Annotated in this window: 15 protein-coding genes; 12 read left to right on the top strand and 3 right to left on the bottom strand. The window is 63.9% G+C overall.

The annotated features are described in order from the left end of the window. Window position 1: 1 nt before the first annotated feature. Window positions 2-1,060 carry a biotin synthase BioB gene (bioB, locus tag ACIPZG_RS18720; protein ID WP_008095345.1) on the bottom strand — a complete coding sequence of 353 codons (1,059 nt, stop codon included), beginning with the start codon at window positions 1,058-1,060 and terminating at the stop codon, window positions 2-4. An 89-nt stretch (window positions 1,061-1,149) separates the two neighbouring features. Between bioB and ACIPZG_RS18715 the strand changes: the two genes are divergently transcribed. The 4 genes from ACIPZG_RS18715 to rarD all read left to right on the top strand — a co-directional run bounded on the left by ACIPZG_RS18715 (window position 1,150) and on the right by rarD (window position 4,744). After that, entirely contained in the window at window positions 1,150-1,887 is a 738-nt protein-coding gene (locus ACIPZG_RS18715; protein ID WP_400716022.1) for a double zinc ribbon domain-containing protein, read from the top strand. A 26-nt stretch (window positions 1,888-1,913) separates the two neighbouring features. Continuing rightward, entirely contained in the window at window positions 1,914-2,678 is a 765-nt protein-coding gene (locus ACIPZG_RS18710) for a TOBE domain-containing protein (protein ID WP_400716020.1), read from the top strand. A gap of 139 nt (window positions 2,679-2,817) precedes the next feature. Continuing rightward, window positions 2,818-3,792 carry a serine/threonine protein kinase gene (locus tag ACIPZG_RS18705; RefSeq protein ID WP_400716018.1) on the top strand — a complete coding sequence of 325 codons (975 nt, stop codon included), beginning with the start codon at window positions 2,818-2,820 and terminating at the stop codon, window positions 3,790-3,792. Between the two features lie 64 nt (window positions 3,793-3,856). After that, window positions 3,857-4,744, top strand: a complete 888-nt coding sequence (gene rarD, locus ACIPZG_RS18700; RefSeq protein ID WP_400716016.1) for an EamA family transporter RarD — start codon at window positions 3,857-3,859, stop codon at window positions 4,742-4,744. A gap of 271 nt (window positions 4,745-5,015) precedes the next feature. On the opposite strand, the gene ACIPZG_RS18695 is transcribed toward rarD, so the two are convergent. After that, window positions 5,016-5,534 (bottom strand): glycine cleavage system protein R, encoded by a 519-nt coding sequence (locus ACIPZG_RS18695; protein ID WP_008095353.1) that lies wholly within the window; start codon window positions 5,532-5,534, stop codon window positions 5,016-5,018. 456 nt (window positions 5,535-5,990) lie between these two features. On the opposite strand from ACIPZG_RS18695, the gene ACIPZG_RS18690 reads away from it, so the two are divergent. Further along, on the top strand, window positions 5,991-8,168 hold the full coding sequence (locus ACIPZG_RS18690; RefSeq protein WP_400716014.1) for a malate synthase G: 2,178 nt from the start codon (window positions 5,991-5,993) through the stop codon (window positions 8,166-8,168). A gap of 118 nt (window positions 8,169-8,286) precedes the next feature. On the opposite strand, the gene ACIPZG_RS18685 is transcribed toward ACIPZG_RS18690, so the two are convergent. Then, complete coding sequence (locus ACIPZG_RS18685) at window positions 8,287-8,730, bottom strand: response regulator (RefSeq protein WP_400638871.1); 444 nt, start codon at window positions 8,728-8,730, stop codon at window positions 8,287-8,289. Between the two features lie 190 nt (window positions 8,731-8,920). Here ACIPZG_RS18685 and ACIPZG_RS18680 point away from each other — a divergent pair, with 190 nt between their 5' ends. From ACIPZG_RS18680 to ACIPZG_RS18650, 7 genes are all read left to right on the top strand, one after another. After that, window positions 8,921-10,858, top strand: a complete 1,938-nt coding sequence (locus ACIPZG_RS18680; protein WP_400716012.1) for a putative nucleotidyltransferase substrate binding domain-containing protein — start codon at window positions 8,921-8,923, stop codon at window positions 10,856-10,858. Then, window positions 10,855-11,565 (top strand): PolC-type DNA polymerase III, encoded by a 711-nt coding sequence (locus ACIPZG_RS18675; RefSeq protein WP_400716010.1) that lies wholly within the window; start codon window positions 10,855-10,857, stop codon window positions 11,563-11,565. Before ACIPZG_RS18680 ends, ACIPZG_RS18675 begins: the two co-directional genes overlap by 4 nt. Window positions 11,566-11,739: 174 nt before the next feature. Further along, window positions 11,740-12,258 (top strand): RNA polymerase sigma factor, encoded by a 519-nt coding sequence (locus ACIPZG_RS18670; protein WP_400638868.1) that lies wholly within the window; start codon window positions 11,740-11,742, stop codon window positions 12,256-12,258. After that, window positions 12,255-13,211 carry a FecR domain-containing protein gene (locus tag ACIPZG_RS18665; protein WP_400716008.1) on the top strand — a complete coding sequence of 319 codons (957 nt, stop codon included), beginning with the start codon at window positions 12,255-12,257 and terminating at the stop codon, window positions 13,209-13,211. Before ACIPZG_RS18670 ends, ACIPZG_RS18665 begins: the two co-directional genes overlap by 4 nt. Window positions 13,212-13,431: 220 nt before the next feature. Next, on the top strand, window positions 13,432-15,864 hold the full coding sequence (locus tag ACIPZG_RS18660) for a TonB-dependent siderophore receptor (RefSeq protein WP_400716006.1): 2,433 nt from the start codon (window positions 13,432-13,434) through the stop codon (window positions 15,862-15,864). An 82-nt stretch (window positions 15,865-15,946) separates the two neighbouring features. Beyond that, entirely contained in the window at window positions 15,947-17,059 is a 1,113-nt protein-coding gene (locus ACIPZG_RS18655; protein WP_400716004.1) for a PepSY-associated TM helix domain-containing protein, read from the top strand. Further along, complete coding sequence (locus ACIPZG_RS18650) at window positions 17,056-17,235, top strand: hypothetical protein (RefSeq protein ID WP_400716002.1); 180 nt, start codon at window positions 17,056-17,058, stop codon at window positions 17,233-17,235. Before ACIPZG_RS18655 ends, ACIPZG_RS18650 begins: the two co-directional genes overlap by 4 nt. The last annotated feature ends 46 nt before the right edge of the window (window positions 17,236-17,281 follow it).

Here is a 17,281-nt window from a genome sequence, read left to right as displayed (position 1 = left end):
CTCAGGCAGACGCAGCGTCGTAGAACAGCTCGCTGCTGCGTTGCTCGACCAGCGCCTGCTCGATGGCGGCCTGGTGCACTTCGTCGGCATGTTCTTCGCGCGCTTCGGGCTTGATGCCCAGACGAGCGAACAACTGCATGTCCTTGTCGGCCTGCGGGTTGGCGGTGGTCAGCAGCTTTTCACCGTAGAAGATCGAGTTGGCACCGGCCATGAAGGCCAGGGCCTGCATCTGCTCGTTCATCTGCTCGCGGCCGGCGGACAGCCGAACGTGGGACTTGGGCATGAGGATGCGCGCCACTGCCAGCATGCGGATGAAATCGAACGGGTCGACATCTTCTTCCTCGGCCAACGGCGTGCCGGCTACCTTCACCAGCATGTTGATCGGTACCGATTCCGGGTGCTCGGGCAGGTTGGCCAGCTGGATCAGCAGGCCGGCGCGGTCATCGAGCGATTCGCCCATGCCCAGGATGCCACCGGAGCAGATCTTCATCCCGGCATCACGGACGTAGGCCAGGGTCTGCAGGCGCTCGCTGTAGGTACGGGTAGTGATGATGCTGCCGTAGAACTCCGGCGAGGTATCGAGGTTGTGGTTGTAGTAGTCCAGGCCGGCCTGGGCCAGGGCCGCGGTCTGCTCCTGGTCGAGCTTGCCGAGGGTCATGCAGGTTTCCAGGCCCATGGCCTTCACCCCTTTGACCATCTCCAGCACATAGGGCATGTCCTTGGCGGACGGGTGCTTCCAGGCGGCGCCCATGCAGAAGCGGGTAGAGCCGATGGCCTTGGCCCGTGCGGCTTCTTCCAGCACCTTCTGTACTTCCATCAACTTCTGTTTTTCCAGCCCGGTGTTGTAGTGGCCGGACTGCGGACAATATTTGCAATCTTCAGGGCAGGCGCCGGTCTTGATCGACAGCAGCGTCGAAACCTGTACTCGGTTCGGGTCGAAGTGCGCGCGGTGCACAGTCTGCGCCTGGAACAGCAAGTCGTTGAACGGTTGCTGGAACAGTGCCTTGACCTCAGGCAGAGACCAGTCGTGACGTGTTGTTGCAGTTGTGCTGGCGCTCATCGGCGTTTCCTTGTTTAGGCTGTAGCTGGCGCCGAGGCACAAGTGCCCGCCAGCGCATCACGGATAGCTCGCATAGTCATTGAAGGCCTATGAACTGTCAACCATGGTTAAAGTCGCTGGTTTACAAGTGTACGAATATTGATCACTCATGTTCTCTCTGCAACGAACGGGCCGAGCAGCCCTACCCGCTTTGTGGCGCTTGCGAGCATGAGTTGCCGTGGCTGGACGAATACTGCCTGCGCTGCGCACTCCCCTTGCCGATGGCCGGCCTCACCTGCGGCCAATGCAGCCGCCACGCGCCCGCCTTCGATCAGGTCATCGCGCCCTGGCACTACGGGTTTCCGCTGGACACGCTGGTCAACCGCTTCAAGCACGACAGTCAATGGCCTGTGGGCCGCCTGATGGCCGAACTGCTGAGCCTGAACCTGCGCCATCGCTTTCAGGAAGGCCTGTTGAAGCCCGCGCTGTTGTTGCCTGTACCGCTGGCCAGGCGTCGACTGCGCGAGCGCGGCTTCAACCAGGCCGGCATGCTGGCGCGCTGGCTGTCGAAAGGCTTGGGCATCCGTTGCAATGACCGGTTGTTGCTGCGTACACGCGAGACACCTGCCCAGCAAAGCCTGGATGCCAGGGCGCGCCGGCGCAATCTGCGCCAGGCTTTCGCGCTGGCCGATGAAGTATCGCTCGCAGGCATGCACGTGGCTGTGGTCGATGATGTGCTGACCACCGGCGCCACCGCGCAGGCCATCGCCCAGCTGTTGCGCCGGGCCGGGGCAGGCCGGATCGATGTGTATTGCCTGGCACGCACGGCAAAACCGGGGCAAGCTTGACGGGTCAGTCCCAGATAGGCGCCATCATGTCCCTGCCCGCCCTGCTCACCCAACACATTGCCCGCCGCCCCCAGCGCATCGCCTTGCTGCAGCACATCGCCGATCAAGGCTCGATCACCCGCGCCGCCAAGGCCGCCGGTATCAGCTACAAGGCCGCCTGGGACGCCATCGACGAACTCAACAACCTGGCAAGCCAACCCCTGGTCGAGCGCAGCACCGGCGGACGCGGTGGTGGTGGTGCACGGCTGTCGGCCGAAGGCGAGCGCGTGCTGCGCCTGTATCAACGCCTGCAGAACCTGCAGGCACAGCTGCTGGAAGCTGCCGAAGAATCCAGCGACCTCGACTTGCTCGGGCGCCTGATGCTGCGCACCAGCGCCCGCAATCAGCTGCAAGGCCAGGTCAGCGGTCTGCGCCGCGAAGGCCGGCATGATCGGGTGAGCCTGGCCCTGGGCGGCGGGCTGGAGATCGACGCGTTGATCACCCACGACAGCACCGAGCGCCTGGAGTTGACACTGGGCACCGTGGTGGTGGCGCTGCTCAAGGCGGGCTGGGTGCAATTGCTGGGCGCACGCGACGACGCCGAAGCCGGTAGCAATGTGCTCAAGGCGACCGTCGAAGAGGTACTTGAAGACGGGCATGAACCCAGTGAAGTGCGCTTGGCGCTGAGCAACGGGCAGACGCTGTATGCCTTTGCCGAGGTGCAGTGGCTTGCGCAGCACCCGCTGCAGGCGGGGAGCGAGGTGCGTGTGCAGTTCCATCCCTCCAGCGTATTGCTAGGGGTACCTGTTTAGGCTGGCCGCGCTTCGCGCGGTTCGCGGGGCAAGCCCGCTCCCACAGGTACACTCGGCGGGGATCCTGTGGGAGCGGGCTTGTCCCGCGAAGGGGCCGGCACTGATACCATGAGCCCTTGCAGCCCACCCCGGAGCACTCATGTCGCACCCCTTCTCCACCCTCACCCCCGACCTGGTCCTAGATGCCGTGGAAAGCCTCGGCTTTCTCAGCGACGCCCGCGTCCTCGCGCTGAACAGCTACGAGAACCGCGTCTACCAGGTAGGCATCGAGGATGCGCAGCCACTGATCGCCAAGTTCTACCGCCCGGGCCGCTGGAGCGACGCAGCGATTCTCGAAGAGCACCGCTTCAGCGCCGAGCTCGCCGACCTGGAAGTCCCCGTGGTCGCCCCGCTGCAGCACGAAGGACAGACCTTGTTCGAGCACCAGGGTTTTCGCTTCACCTTGTTCCCCCGTCGTGGCGGGCACGCACCGGAACCCGGCAACCTCGACCAGCTCTACCGCCTCGGCCAACTGCTTGGCCGCCTGCACGCCGTGGGCGCGGCACGCCCGTTCGAACACCGTGAGGCATTGGCTGTGGACAACTTCGGCCACGCCTCGTTGGCCACCTTGCTCGACGGCGGCTTCGTCCCCAAAGACCTGCTGCCAGCGTTCGAGTCCGTAGCCCGCGACCTGCTCAAGCGCGTCGAAGACGCCTACGCCCGCACGCCCCACAAGGTCATCCGCCTGCATGGCGACCTGCACCCCGGCAACCTGATGCACCGCGACGATGTCTACCACGTCGTCGACCTCGATGACTGCCGCATGGGCCCGGCGGTGCAGGACTTGTGGATGATGCTCGCCGGCAGCCGCGAAGAGCGCATGGGACAACTGGCAGAGCTGATCGATGGCTACAACGAGTTTCACGATTTCGATCCGCGCGAGCTGCCCCTGATCGAGCCGCTGCGTGCCCTGCGCCAGTTGCACTACAGCGCCTGGCTGGCGCGGCGCTGGGACGACCCGGCGTTCCCGCCGAGCTTCCCGTGGTTCGGCCAGCCACGTTATTGGGGCGACCAGATTCTCGCCCTGCGCGAACAACTGGCCGCGCTGGATGAACAACCGCTGAAATTGTTCTAGAAGCGCGCCTCGCTCTGTCTACAATAGGCGTCGCTTCAATTAGCTTCCTAAGCAAGGATTCTGCATGCACGCCGCAAACCCGCGCCACGGGTACATTCTGGGCCTTGGCGCCTACATCATCTGGGGCTTGTTCCCGCTGTACTTCAAAGCCATTCAGAACGTTCCCTCGGTGGAGATCATTGTCCACCGGGTGCTCTGGTCAGCCCTGTTCGGCTCCCTGCTGCTGCTGGTGTGGAAACACCCCGGCTGGTGGCGCGAGCTGCGCGAAAACCCGCAGCGGCTGGCCATCCTGGCCCTCAGCGGGTCGCTGATCGCCGGCAACTGGCTGACTTACGTGTGGTCGGTGAACAACGGCCGCATGCTTGAGGCCAGCCTCGGCTACTACATCAACCCGCTGGTGAACGTGCTGCTGGGCATGCTGTTGCTGGGTGAGCGCCTGCGCCGCCTGCAATGGGTGGCCGTGGGCCTGGCGGCGCTCGGCGTGGCGCAGCAGGTATGGCAGGTTGGCAGCTTGCCGTGGGTATCGCTGGCGCTGGCGCTGAGCTTCGGGTTCTACGGCCTGATTCGCAAAAAGGCGCCGGTCGCGGCGCTGCCCGGGCTGGTGGTGGAAACCTGGATGCTGGTCCCGCTGGCGCTGGGCTGGCTGTTGTTGAACCCCACCGCAATGAGCGCTCAGCCGGCGTTCTACAGCAGCAGTGAGGCGCTGTGGCTGATGGCTGCGGGGCCGGTGACGCTGGTACCGCTGGTGTGCTTCAACGCTGCGGCGCGTCACCTGCCCTACACCACGTTGGGCTTCCTGCAGTACCTGGCGCCTACCCTGGTGCTGATGCAGGCGGTATGGCTGTTCGACGAGCACTTGTCACCCAGCAGCCTGGTGGCATTCCTGTGCATCTGGGCGGGCTTGGCGCTGTACAGCGTCGATGCGTGGCTGAGTCTGCGCAAGCGTGCCTGATCAAAAAATGATCATAATTGTGCAGGCCACGTCGTTCGTGGCCTGCACAGAGATCTCCAAAGGTTATCCACACCCTCGTCCCCGTGGTTTGTGCACAAGCTACTGAAAACTGGGTGTTTTTTGCTCAAATGGCGGGAGGGCTCGGCCTTGTTGGGCTGGCGAGGTGCGCCCCCAGCTTATCCACAGGGACGTCCCCGGTATATCGGGATAACAGTCGGGGCTGCGTAGAAGTCCAGAGTGGACTTTTATTGTGGGAGCGGGCAATGAAGGGTCAATCCTCCGGCCGCAGCTTCAACTCCACCATCAAGTCATCCGCCAGGCTCTCCAGCTTCTGCTGCAGCTCATCCAGCGACAAGGTCAACGGCAGCGCCAGCAAGGCATCGGCATGGAACAACGGCTCACTGCTCATCGGTGCCGGGCGCACCTCGGTGGTGAAGCGCTCCAGGTTCACGCCGTGGTCAGCCAGCAAACGGGTGATATCGCGCACGATCCCTGGCCGGTCATTGCCCACCAGCTCCATCGCGATGGGCTTCCAGGTGCAGGAGGGTTCGATGCCGCTTTCAGCGATCAACACCCGAATACTGTACTGGCTCAGCGCCTGCAGCGACTTCACCAGCTCATCGTAATTCTCCGCCGGCACCGCCACTCGCAAGATCCCGGCGAACTGCCCGGCCATGCGCGACATGCGGCTCTCCAGCCAGTTGCCGTTATGGTCGGCAATGCACTGGGCAATGCGTTCGACCTGGCCGGCCTTGTCAGGGGCAATCACGGTCAGTACAAGATGATCCACAGCGCCTTCCTCTGCGTCGGGCCGCCCGAAGCGGCGTAAATACGGGGGATCGATTCAGTATAGGCAAGGCGCGGCAACCTGCCGCAGGACAGTTCGCAGAACTAATCGTGTACTGTTTCAAGATTTATCTGGAACAATCCACCGGTTTTTTGCGAACATAGCCACTCCCAGCGTGACCCGACGCGACCACACGGTCGCAGAGCGGCGCTTTGAGTCTGATGTTTACCTGCCTGCTGCTTCATGTAGTATGCGCTGGCGCGGACTACAAAACGTCGTTTCGATGTCTGCCAAGGCGCCTGTGAAAATACGCCAACCGCCCGCCAGCCTGTCTGGCGAGCCGCACCCAGCCGCGCTCGTGGATGACGAGAGCAAGCACTGGTGCCGTGTTTAGAGAAGCGCTACAGGCTTAATACAGAAGAGCGAAAGCGAAATAGCTGAGCAGAGGTGAGGCAAGCAATGACTGGATACGTTCAAGTCGGTGGCCTTCAGGTCGCCAAGGCCCTGTACGACTTCGTCAACAACGAAGCGATCCCTGGAACTGGCGTCAAAGCCGATGCGTTCTGGGCCGGGGCAGAAAAGATCATCAACGACCTCGCCCCAAAGAACAAAGCCCTGCTCGCCAAGCGCGACGAGCTGCAGGCCAAGATCGACGCCTGGCACCAGGCGCGAAAAGGCCAGGCCCATGACGCCGTAGCCTACAAAAGCTTCCTCCAGGAAATCGGCTACCTGCTGCCGCAAGTCGAAGACTTCCAGGCCACCACTCAGAACGTGGACGAAGAAATCGCCCGCATGGCCGGCCCGCAGCTGGTGGTGCCGGTGATGAACGCCCGCTTCGCCCTGAACGCCGCCAACGCCCGCTGGGGCTCGCTGTACGACGCGCTGTACGGCACCGACGCCATCAGCGATGAAGGCGGCGCGGAAAAAGGCCAAGGCTACAACAAGGTCCGTGGCGACAAGGTCATCGCCTTCGCCCGCGCCTTCCTCGACGAAGCCGCGCCACTGGCGGCCGGCTCGCACGTCGACTCGACCGCTTACCGCATCGAAGGCGGCAAGCTGGTTGTCACCCTCAAGGGCGGCAGCAACAGCGGCCTGCGTGACGATGCCCAGCTGATCGGCTTCCATGGCGACGCCGCCGCACCGACCGCCGTACTGCTCAAGCACAACGGCCTGCACTTCGAGATCCAGGTCGACGCCAGCACCCCGGTCGGCAGCACCGACGCCGCCGGCGTCAAAGACATCCTGATGGAATCGGCACTGACCACCATCATGGACTGCGAAGACTCGGTCGCCGCTGTCGATGCCGACGACAAGGTCATCGTCTACCGCAACTGGCTGGGCCTGATGAAAGGCGACCTGGCCGAAAGCGTGAGCAAAAGCGGCAAAACCTTCACCCGCACCATGAACCCGGACCGCGAGTACGCCGCGCCCAATGGCGGCAGCGTTACCCTGCACGGTCGTTCGCTGCTGTTCGTGCGCAACGTGGGTCACCTGATGACCAACCCGGCGATCCTCGACGCCCAAGGCAACGAAATCCCCGAAGGTATCCAGGACGGCCTGTTCACCAACCTGATCGCCCTGCACAACCTCAACGGCAACACCAGCCGCAAGAACACTCGCACTGGCAGCGTGTACATCGTCAAGCCGAAGATGCACGGCCCCGAAGAAGTGGCGTTCGCCGCCGAAATCTTCAGCTGCGTCGAAGACCTGCTGGGCATGCCGCGCAACACCGTCAAGGTCGGCATCATGGACGAGGAGCGCCGTACCACGGTCAACCTCAAGGCCTGTATCAAGTCGGCCGCCGAGCGCGTGGTATTCATCAACACCGGCTTCCTCGACCGTACCGGTGACGAGATCCACACGTCCATGGAAGCCGGCGCCGTGGTGCGCAAGGGCGCCATGAAGAACGAGAAGTGGATCGGCGCCTACGAGAACAACAACGTCGACGTCGGCCTGGCCACCGGCCTGCAAGGCCGTGCGCAGATCGGCAAGGGCATGTGGGCCATGCCGGACCTGATGGCTGCCATGCTCGAGCAGAAAATCGCTCACCCGCTGGCCGGCGCCAACACCGCCTGGGTGCCGTCGCCAACCGCCGCCACCCTGCACGCCCTGCATTACCACAAGGTCGACGTGCAGGCGCGTCAGCGCGAACTGGCGTCGCGCGTGCCGGCTTCGGTGGACGATATCCTGACCATCCCGCTGGCTGCTGATACCAACTGGTCGGCCGAAGAGATCCGCAACGAGCTGGACAACAATGCCCAGGGCATCCTGGGTTACGTGGTGCGTTGGATCGACCAGGGCGTCGGTTGCTCGAAGGTGCCGGACATCAACGATGTCGGCCTGATGGAAGACCGCGCCACCCTGCGTATTTCGGCCCAGCTGCTGGCCAACTGGCTGCGCCACGGCGTGGTCAGCCAGGAGCAGGTGCTGGAAAGCCTCAAGCGCATGGCTGCAGTGGTCGACAAGCAGAACGCCGGTGACGCCCTGTACCGCCCGATGGCGCCGAACTTCGACGACAACGTCGCGTTCCAGGCGGCTGTGGAGCTGGTGGTCGAGGGTGCCAAGCAACCGAACGGTTATACCGAGCCGGTGCTGCACCGTCGTCGTCGCGAGTTCAAGGCGCGTAACGGGTTGTAATCGGAGGGGTCGCTTCGCGGCCCTTTCGCGACACAAGGCCGCTCCTACAGGGATCACGCTGTACCTGTAGGAGCGGCCTTGTGTCGCGAAAGGGCTGCAAAGCAGCCCCGACCCTCGATCACTCGAGCTTCAATTCCTTCTTCACCAGCCCCAGCAACTTGCCCAGGTCCACCGGCTTGAGCAGGAAATCCACCACCCCCAGGTGCATCACGTCCACCGCCTCCTTCACATCGGTGTCGCCCGACACCACGATGATCGACAACGCCGCCCGCTCCGACTCACGGATCTGCCGGATCAGCTCCAGGCCATCCTTGGGCTCCATGCGCAGGTCGGTGATCATCAACGCAATGCGCGGCTCGTAGTGCAGCTTGAACATCGCCTCCTGCGCGCCATCGGCCACCATGCTGTCGATGCCCCTGCTCTTGAGGTACAAGCTCAAGGCCCCGCTGTTCACCGGGTTGTCATCGACCACCAGCACCACAGGTTTCGGCGCAACCGGCGCACTCACCACGGCCAAAGCTTCACGTTCGGCTTCACTCAGGATGTCGTCATGCTCAACCATGGTCGTCTCGTCAAAAAAATAGCCCGCTCAGTCGGTAGGACCGCACCTTGCGAAATTGATCACAGCCCGCTCATAGACTTACGTCCAATGGGCACCACACGGCCGCCAGCCGACCATGGGGGCCGAGAACAACAAGGCCGGCACCTATATATAGATATATATAGTTCGGCGTAGCGATACGGTCAGTTTCATGAGCAAAAAGGACGCCTACAGCCAGGCGGGCAGGACAGCCGTCCTGCAGAACATCCAGGGTACCCTGCAGTTTCTGCAGCGCTTCCCACCGTTCAACCAGATGGAGCACAGCCACCTGGGCTTTCTGGTGGAACAGTGCCAGCTGCGTTTCTACGCCAGCGGCGAAAGCATCCTCAAACCCGTGGATGGCCCGGTCGAGCACTTCTACATCGTCAAGCAGGGGCGCGTGGTCGGCGAACGCCAGCACCTGGTCAAACCGGGCGTGGAAACCACCTTCGAGATCACCAGCGGCGAATGCTTCCCGCTGGCCGCCCTGCTCGGCGAACGCGCTACCCGTACCGAGCACCTCGCCGGTGAAGACACCTTCTGCCTGCAATTGAACAAGGCAGCTTTCATCCGCCTGTTCTCGATGTCGGATGTGTTTCGAGATTTTGCGCTGCGCGGCGTCAGCAGCCTGCTCGACCAGATCAACCAGCAAGTGCGCCAACGTGCAGTGGAAACCCTCGGCACCCAATATTCGCTGAACACACCGCTGGGCGAACTGGCCATGCGGCACCCCGTGATCTGCGCCCCGGATACGCCCCTGCGCGAGGCCGTGCGGCTGATGCACGAGCAGCAGGTCGGCAGCATCGTGGTGGTCGACCCACAGCGCTACCCGGTGGGCATCTTCACCTTGCGCGACCTGCGCCAGGTGGTGGCAGCGGCCGACGCCGACCTCGGTGCGCCGATCGACCGACACATGACCGCCCAGCCGTTCTACCTCAGCCCGCAAGCCAGTGCCTTCGACGCGGCCATGGCCATGACCGAGCGGCACATCGCCCACGTCTGCCTGGTGGACAACCAGCGCCTGTGCGGCGTGGTTTCCGAACGCGACTTGTTTTCCCTGCAACGGGTCGACCTGGTGCACCTGGCGCGCACCATCCGCCACGCGCCGCGCCTGGACACCCTGGTATCGCTGCGCGGAGAAATCGGTCAACTGGTCGAGCGCATGCTCGCCCACGGCGCCTCCTCGACCCAGATCACCCAGATCATCACCCTGCTCAACGACCACACGGTCTGCCGGGTGATAGAACTGGCATTGGCCGAGCGCGGCGACCCCGGCGTGCCCTTCAGCTGGCTGTGCTTTGGCAGCGAAGGCCGGCGCGAACAGACGCTGCACACCGACCAGGACAACGGCATCCTGTTCGAAGCCCGCGACAGCGCCGAAGCCGAGAGCATCCGCGCCCGCCTGCTGCCACTGGCCCAATACATCAATCAGTGCCTGGCCCAGTGCGGCTTCACCCTGTGCAAAGGCAATGTCATGGCCGGCAATCCGGAGCTGTGCCTGTCGCGCGCCGAATGGACACGGCGCTTCGCCGGCTTCATCCGCGAGGCCAGCCCGGAAAACCTGCTGGGTTCGAGTATCTACTTCGACTTGCGTGTGGTCTGGGGCGACGAACAGGGTTGCGAGCAGCTGCGCCACAGCCTGCTCGAACAGGTGGCCGACAACCGTATCTTCCAGCGCATGCTGGCCGACAATGCCCTGCGCCAGCGGCCACCGGTAGGCCGTTTGCGCGACTTCGTGCTGACCCGCCAGGGCAACGACAAGGCCGCCACCCTCGACCTCAAGGTCCAGGGCCTGACGCCCTTCGTCGATGGCGCCCGCTTGTTGGCGCTGGCCAATGGCATTGGCGCCTGCAACACCCTGGAGCGTCTGCGCCAGTTGGTCGACAAAGGCGTCATCGAAGCACTTGATGGCGCAGCCTATGAAGAGGCCTACCACTTCATCCAGCAAACCCGCATGCAGCAACACCAACGCCAGAGCCGCGACAACCTGCCGTATTCCAACCGGCTCGACCCGGACAGCCTCAATCACCTGGATCGGCGTATCCTGCGCGAGTCCCTGCGCCAGGCCCAGCGCCTGCAGAGCAGCCTGGCCCTGCGGTACCAGCTATGAGCCTGTTCGCCTGGCTGCGCCCTGCCGCTGCGCCGCTGGACCACGCCCTGCGTGAGCGCCTTGCGCACCTGCCCAAGCCTGCGCCGCTGGGTGTCTGTTCCTTGCGCGAACAACGCTGGGTCGTACTCGACCTGGAAACCAGCGGCTTGAACCCCAGCCGCGATCAGGTGTTGTCGATCGGCGCCGTTGCCATTGAAGACGGGGCCATCGACTTTTCCCAGCAGTTCGAGCGCACCCTGCACCGTCCGACGCAGAAGACCAACGCCAGCGTACTGATCCATGGCCTGGGGCCGAGTGCCCTGGCTGCCGGGTGCGACCCAGCCGAAGCCTTGCTCGATCTGCTCGAATTCATCGGCGCCAGCCCGGTGCTGGCGTTCCACGCGCCGTTCGACCAACGCATGCTGGCCCGGGCACTCAAGCAGAGCCTTGGCTACCGGCTGCAGCAGCACTTTCTCGATGTGGCCGAACTGGCGCCGATGCTCAACCCCGATACCGTACTGCGCGAAGCCGGGCTGGACGATTGGGTCGCCCGCTTTGACCTGCACATCGAAGAGCGCCACCACGCCAGTGCCGATGCCCAGGTGACGGCGGAGCTGGCGCTGATCCTGCTGAGTCAGGCCCGCCGTCAGCAGCTGGACAGCCCGTTGCAACTGGAACAGCGCTTGCGCGGATGGCGGCGGCGCAAGGCGCAGAGTCACTGCCTTTAGCTCAGGTCTGGCCCCATCGCCGGCAAGCCGGCGATAGGGCCAGCACTGACAACCTCAATTTTCAGCCCCAGCATGCTGGCATTCCGATAAGCGTCCATTGCACGGCACCCCCCGCCTCTGCAACAATCGCGAATAATTATCGTTAGTTAATGCATACGTTCCGGGGGACGCTGCGTGTCTTCAGCACAAAGCCCACATGCCGATCTGGTCGGTGCGCTGTATCGCGACCATCGCGGCTGGCTGCTCGCCTGGCTGCAGCGCAGCATGGCCTGCCGCCAACGTGCCGAAGACCTGAGCCAGGACACCTTCGTGCGCCTGCTCGGCCGCGCACAGCTGGATACCCCTCGTGAACCCCGCGCCTTCCTCGCCGCCGTGGCCAAGGGCCTGATGTTCGACCACTTCCGCCGTGCGGCGCTGGAGCAGGCCTACCTGGCCGAACTTGCCCGTTTGCCGGAAGCCGAACATCCCTCCCCGGAAATCCAGCACCTGATCCTCGAAGACCTCAAGGCCATCGACCGCCTGCTCGGCAAGCTGTCGAGCAAAGCCCGCGCGGCCTTCCTGCACAACCGCCTGGACGGCATGGGCCACGCCGAGATCGCCGAGCGCCTGGGGGTTTCGGTATCGCGAGTGCGCCAATACATCGCTCAAGGCATGCGCCAATGCTATATCGCTCTGTACGGGGAGCCGACGTGAACGGCTCACCGGTTTCGTCCCGCGTCCTTGAAGCCGCCATCGCCTGGAAGATGAGCCTGGACGACGGCAGTGGCACGCACGATGATCGCAACGAATTCATGCGCTGGCACGCCGCCAGCGAAGAACACGCCCGCGCCTGGCGCCAGCTTGGCGCCCTCGACCAACGCGTCAGTGCTGCCGCCGGCCCGGCCCGTCAGGCGCTGCTGCAATCGCGCGCCGGCCTGCGCCGGCGCATCGCCAAGACTGGCAGCGGATTGGCTGGCATGCTGCTGCTCGGCTCGCTATTGGCCTGGGTCGGCGGGCCATCGCTGTCGCCCAGCTACTGGCTGGCCGACCAGCGCACCGCCACCGGCGAGCTGCGCACCTTGCGTCTTGAAGACGGCACGCTGCTAAGCCTCAACAGCCACACGGCGGTCGACATCGATTACCAGGGCGATCAACGCGTACTGGTCCTGCACCAGGGTGAAATTTCGGTCGAAACCGGTCACCTGGACCCTCGCCCGTTACTGGTACGCACCGACGATGGCCGCCTGCGCCCACTGGGCACGCGCTTCCTGGTGCGCCGCGAAGATCGCGGCACGCGCCTGGAGGTGCTGCAGGCTTCGGTCGCCGCTATGCCGCTGAACAGTGGTGACGAGCAGATACTGCGCGAAGGCCAGCAAGTGCTGATGAGCACCAATGGCCTTGGCCAGGTCGACCCGGTGCAGGCCGGTGCCGATGCCTGGACCCGCGGCATGCTGGTGGTGGACAACGTGCGCCTGGCCGACTTGCTGGCCAAGCTGGGCCAGTACCGCAGCGGGCACCTGGGCGTGGCCGATGAAGTCGCCAACCTGCGGGTCACAGGCAGTTTCCCGCTGACCGACACCGACCTGGCACTGGCCTCGCTGGTGCCGGCATTGCCGGTGAAGATCGAGCGGCATGCGCCGTGGTGGGTGACCGTAGTTCCCAAATAAAACCGTGTTGGCTTCATCGCCGGCAAGCCGGCTCCCACAGGGAAAGCACAGCTCTTGAGAGCAGTGACCTACCCGTGGGAGCCGGCTTGCCGGCGATAGGGCCAGAGCAGGCTGCAACCAAACCCGAACAATTCTCACTTTTTTGCAGATTACCCCTGTCACTTCACAGATCTCGCTCGGCAAGGAAGCAGAAAGCACTTATCCGTCGAGGAGCCGCTGCATGTCCCGCGCTGTTGATCGTTTCCTGCGTCCCAGCCTGATGGCCCTGGCCATCGCCGTGGCCGCCCCATTGGCCAGCCCTGCCCTGTTCGCCGCCGAGCAATCGGCTCCGCGCACCTATAAGCTACCTGCCGCCCCATTGGCCAACACCCTGAACCAGATCGCCAGCCAATCGGGCATTGCCCTGGCCATCGATCCGGCGTTGGTCAGTGGCCGCCAATCGGCGCCGGTCAACGGCCAGTACGACGGCCTCGGTGCGCTGCAAGCCGCCCTGCGCGGTACTGGACTGCAACTGGAGCAGAGCAGCGTCGGCAGCTATAGCCTGGTGGCGACCCCAGAAGGGACACTGGCGTTGCCGGAAACCACGATCGACGCCAACTCCAGCTACGAGAGCGCCTGGGGCCCCGTCGAGGGCTACACCGCAAAGCGCACCGCTGCAGGTACCAAAACCGATACCGCACTCGTCGAAGTACCGCGCTCGATTTCCGTCGCCACCCGCCAGCAGATGAGCGACCGTGGCGTGCACAGCCTGGATGACGCCGTGCGCTACATGCCGGGGATCGTCTCCGCCAGCTTCGGCAGCGACACCCGTTATGACTGGATGCGCGTACGTGGCTTCGAACCAACCCAGTTCCTCGACGGCCTGCCGCTGCCACGCGGTGTCTACGCGAACCCCAAGGCCGAAACCTGGAACCTGGACCGCCTGGCCCTGCTGCGCGGCCCGGCATCCTCGGTCTATGGCCAGACCCCGCCCGGCGGCCTGCTGGACATGGTCAGCCGTCGCCCGCAGGCCGAAAGCGCCAACGAAATCGAACTGCAGTACGGCAGCGACAACCACCGCCAGATCAACTTCGCCAGCACCGGCAAACTCGACGAGCAGGGCCAGTTCCTGTACAGCCTCAGCGGCGTGGTCCGTGATGGCGGCACACAGATCGACCACATCGACGACAAGCGCTACAACATCGCCCCGAGCCTGACCTGGAATATCGACGAAGACACCTCGCTGACCTTCCTGACCCAGTTCACCCGCGACGATACCGGCGTCACCAGCCAGTTCCGGCCGATCCAGGGCACCAAGATCGACATGCCGTTCGGCGACATCTCGCACCACAAGAACCTCGGTGACCCCGACTACGATTTCTATGACCGCACCTACTACGCGCTGGGCTACGCGTTCGAGCACCGCATCAACGACGTGTGGCAGTTCCGCCAGAACCTGCGCTACACCAAGTCGGACCTGGAGTTCCAGACGGTCACCGTCAACAGCTACCTGCCAGAGTTCGGCATGGTGGTGGACGACGAAGGCAATGTCGGTCGCGGCACCACCAATGTCGATGAAGACATCAGCCAGTTCGCGGTCGACAACAACTTCCAGGCTGATTTCGCCACCGGCGCCGTCAACCACACTCTGTTGCTCGGCCTGGACCACCAGCGCAGCAACACCAATTACCTGGCCATCTTCGGCTCGGCGCCGCCAATCAACGTCAACCATCCGGAATACGGCCTGCCGATCACCCGCCCGCCCCGCTCCGATGCGTTCTACGACTACAACCAGAAGACCTACCAGACCGGCCTGTACGTCCAGGACCAGATGGCCCTCGACAACTGGCGCCTGACCCTGGGCGGGCGTGAAGACTGGGTGCATACCGGCACCAAGTTCTTCAACAAGGGCGATGCCACCAACACCCAGCGCGACAGCAATTTCAGCGGCAACGCGGCGATCAGCTACGTCTTCGACTCCGGCTTCGTGCCGTACCTGTCCTATGCCGAGTCCTTCCAGCCGGCCAGCAATGCCAGCGTCGACCCGCAAGAATCGTTCAAACCGACCGAAGGCAAGCAGTGGGAGCTGGGTATCAAGTACCAGCCGCCAGGCTCCAACACCTTGCTGTCGGCTGCCATCTATGACCTGACGCAGAAAAACGTCTCGGTCACTAACAACGTTGGCAACGTCACCGTCACCAGCCAGACCGGCGAAGTGAAAGTCCACGGCCTGGAGCTTGAAGCCGTGTCCGACGTCACCGACAACCTGAAGGTGATCGCGGCCTACACCCTGGCCAAGTCGGAAGTGCAGGACGGCCTGTACAAAGGCAACCGTCTGCAACTGATGCCCAACCAGCAAGCCTCGCTGTGGGCCGACTACACCTGGCACACGGGTGTGCTCGATGGCTTCGGTGTCGGCGCCGGCGCACGCTATACCGGCAATACCTACGGCGACCAGGCCAATACCTACCTGGGTAAAGCCGACGCCTACACGGTCTTCGACGCGGCCGTGCACTACGACCTGGGCCGCCTGGACAACAGCCTCAAGGGCGCCTCGGTGGCAGTCAACGCCACCAACCTGTTGAACAAGGACTACATCTCCACCTGTGACGCGTTCTACTGCTACTACGGCGACCTGCGCAGCGTCGTCGCCAGTGCCACCTACAAGTGGTAAGCCTGTGACGTTGTGAGATCGCCGACCAAGCCGTCCCCTGTGGACGGCTTTGGTCTTTCTGAACATCGAGAAACAAAATGTAATGAAAAGCCCAACCATCCGCCGCTGGTCGGTGATCCACACCTGGAGCAGCCTGGTCTGCACCCTGTTCCTGCTGTTGCTGGCCCTCACCGGCCTGCCACTGATCTTCCATCACGAACTGGAACACCTGCTCGGCGATGCCCCCGAACTGCGCGAGCTGCCGGCGGCCACACCCCACCTTGACCTGCAACAGTTGGTGGTCAAGGCCGAGCAGCACCGTCCTGGCGAGGTGATGCAGTACTTCGGCTTCGATGAAGACGAACCCAACGGCGTGATGGCGATCACCGCCGCCACCGCCGGCACCGAGCCCAACTCATCGCACACCTTCATGCTCGACGCGCGCACCGGCGAGGCCGTGGCCATGCCAGCCGCCAACGGTGGTTTCATGATGATCATGCTGCGGCTGCATGTGGACATGTTCGCCGGCCTGCCCGGCAAATTGCTGCTGGCCTTCATGGGTGTGCTGTTCGTCGTGGCGATCGTTTCCGGCACGGTGCTGTACGCACCGTTCATGCGCCGCCTGTCCTTCGCCACGGTGCGCCACGACAAGTCCCGGCGCCTGCGCTGGCTCGACCTGCACAACCTGATCGGCGTGGTGACCCTGGCCTGGGCACTGACGGTAGGCGTCACGGGTGTGATCAGCGCACTCTCCGACCTGGTCATCGCTGCCTGGCGCAACGACAGCCTGGCCGCCATGGTCGAGCCGTACCGCGGTGCCCCGCCACTCACCGAACGCGCGCCGGCCACCCACTTGCTGGCCATCGCCGAGCAGGCCGCGCCCGGCATGCGCCCGGACTTCATCGCCTTCCCCGGCACACGCTTCTCCAGCGAGCATCACTATGCGGTGTTCATGAAAGGCGCCACGCACCTGACCTCGCACCTGCTGACGCCGGTCCTGATCGATGCACAGACTTTGGCAGTAACCGCCGTCGGCGAGCGCCCTTGGTACATGGACGCCATGGGCCTGTCGCAGCCGCTGCACTTCGGTGACTATGGCGGGCGGCCGATGCAGATTCTCTGGGCAGTGCTCGATGTATTGACCATCATCGTCCTCGCCAGTGGCCTTTACCTGTGGTGGGGCAAGCGGCGAAAAGGCAAGGGAGGCCGACCATGAGCCACCGTTCACAATCCACCTCGCGCCTGTTCACCTGGCCACTGCTGATAGCACTGCTGGGCGCCGTCGGGCTGTTCGCCGCGCTGCTCGGCGACGGTGGCTGGGACGTGCTGGCCTGGGTCGGGCTCGGCATTCCCGCACTGCTCAGCGCACGGGCTCTGTTCTGGCGCAGCTGAGGTAGCGGGCTAGCACCTGACAGGCGCCAGGCGTTTTCAGCATGGG

It is taken from the genome of Pseudomonas sp. NPDC089395, assembly GCF_044749525.1.
In the GTDB taxonomy this organism is placed as follows: domain Bacteria; phylum Pseudomonadota; class Gammaproteobacteria; order Pseudomonadales; family Pseudomonadaceae; genus Aquipseudomonas.
This window is presented reverse-complemented; position numbering and strand designations above follow the sequence as displayed.

Excerpts from the sequence above, each read along its gene's own strand:
- ACIPZG_RS18650 (WP_400716002.1), top strand. The coding sequence starts at position 17,056 with ATGAGCCACCGTTCACAATCCACCTCGCGCCTGTTCACCTGGCCACTG.
- ACIPZG_RS18690 (WP_400716014.1), top strand. The coding sequence starts at position 5,991 with ATGACTGGATACGTTCAAGTCGGTGGCCTTCAGGTCGCCAAGGCCCTG.
- ACIPZG_RS18710 (WP_400716020.1), top strand. The coding sequence starts at position 1,914 with ATGTCCCTGCCCGCCCTGCTCACCCAACACATTGCCCGCCGCCCCCAG.
- ACIPZG_RS18680 (WP_400716012.1), top strand. The coding sequence starts at position 8,921 with ATGAGCAAAAAGGACGCCTACAGCCAGGCGGGCAGGACAGCCGTCCTG.
- ACIPZG_RS18660 (WP_400716006.1), top strand. The coding sequence starts at position 13,432 with ATGTCCCGCGCTGTTGATCGTTTCCTGCGTCCCAGCCTGATGGCCCTG.
- ACIPZG_RS18675 (WP_400716010.1), top strand. The coding sequence starts at position 10,855 with ATGAGCCTGTTCGCCTGGCTGCGCCCTGCCGCTGCGCCGCTGGACCAC.
- ACIPZG_RS18655 (WP_400716004.1), top strand. The coding sequence starts at position 15,947 with ATGAAAAGCCCAACCATCCGCCGCTGGTCGGTGATCCACACCTGGAGC.
- ACIPZG_RS18685 (WP_400638871.1), bottom strand. The coding sequence starts at position 8,730 with ATGGTTGAGCATGACGACATCCTGAGTGAAGCCGAACGTGAAGCTTTG.
- rarD (WP_400716016.1), top strand. The coding sequence starts at position 3,857 with ATGCACGCCGCAAACCCGCGCCACGGGTACATTCTGGGCCTTGGCGCC.
- ACIPZG_RS18705 (WP_400716018.1), top strand. The coding sequence starts at position 2,818 with ATGTCGCACCCCTTCTCCACCCTCACCCCCGACCTGGTCCTAGATGCC.
- ACIPZG_RS18715 (WP_400716022.1), top strand. The coding sequence starts at position 1,150 with ATGAACTGTCAACCATGGTTAAAGTCGCTGGTTTACAAGTGTACGAAT.
- bioB (WP_008095345.1), bottom strand. The coding sequence starts at position 1,060 with ATGAGCGCCAGCACAACTGCAACAACACGTCACGACTGGTCTCTGCCT.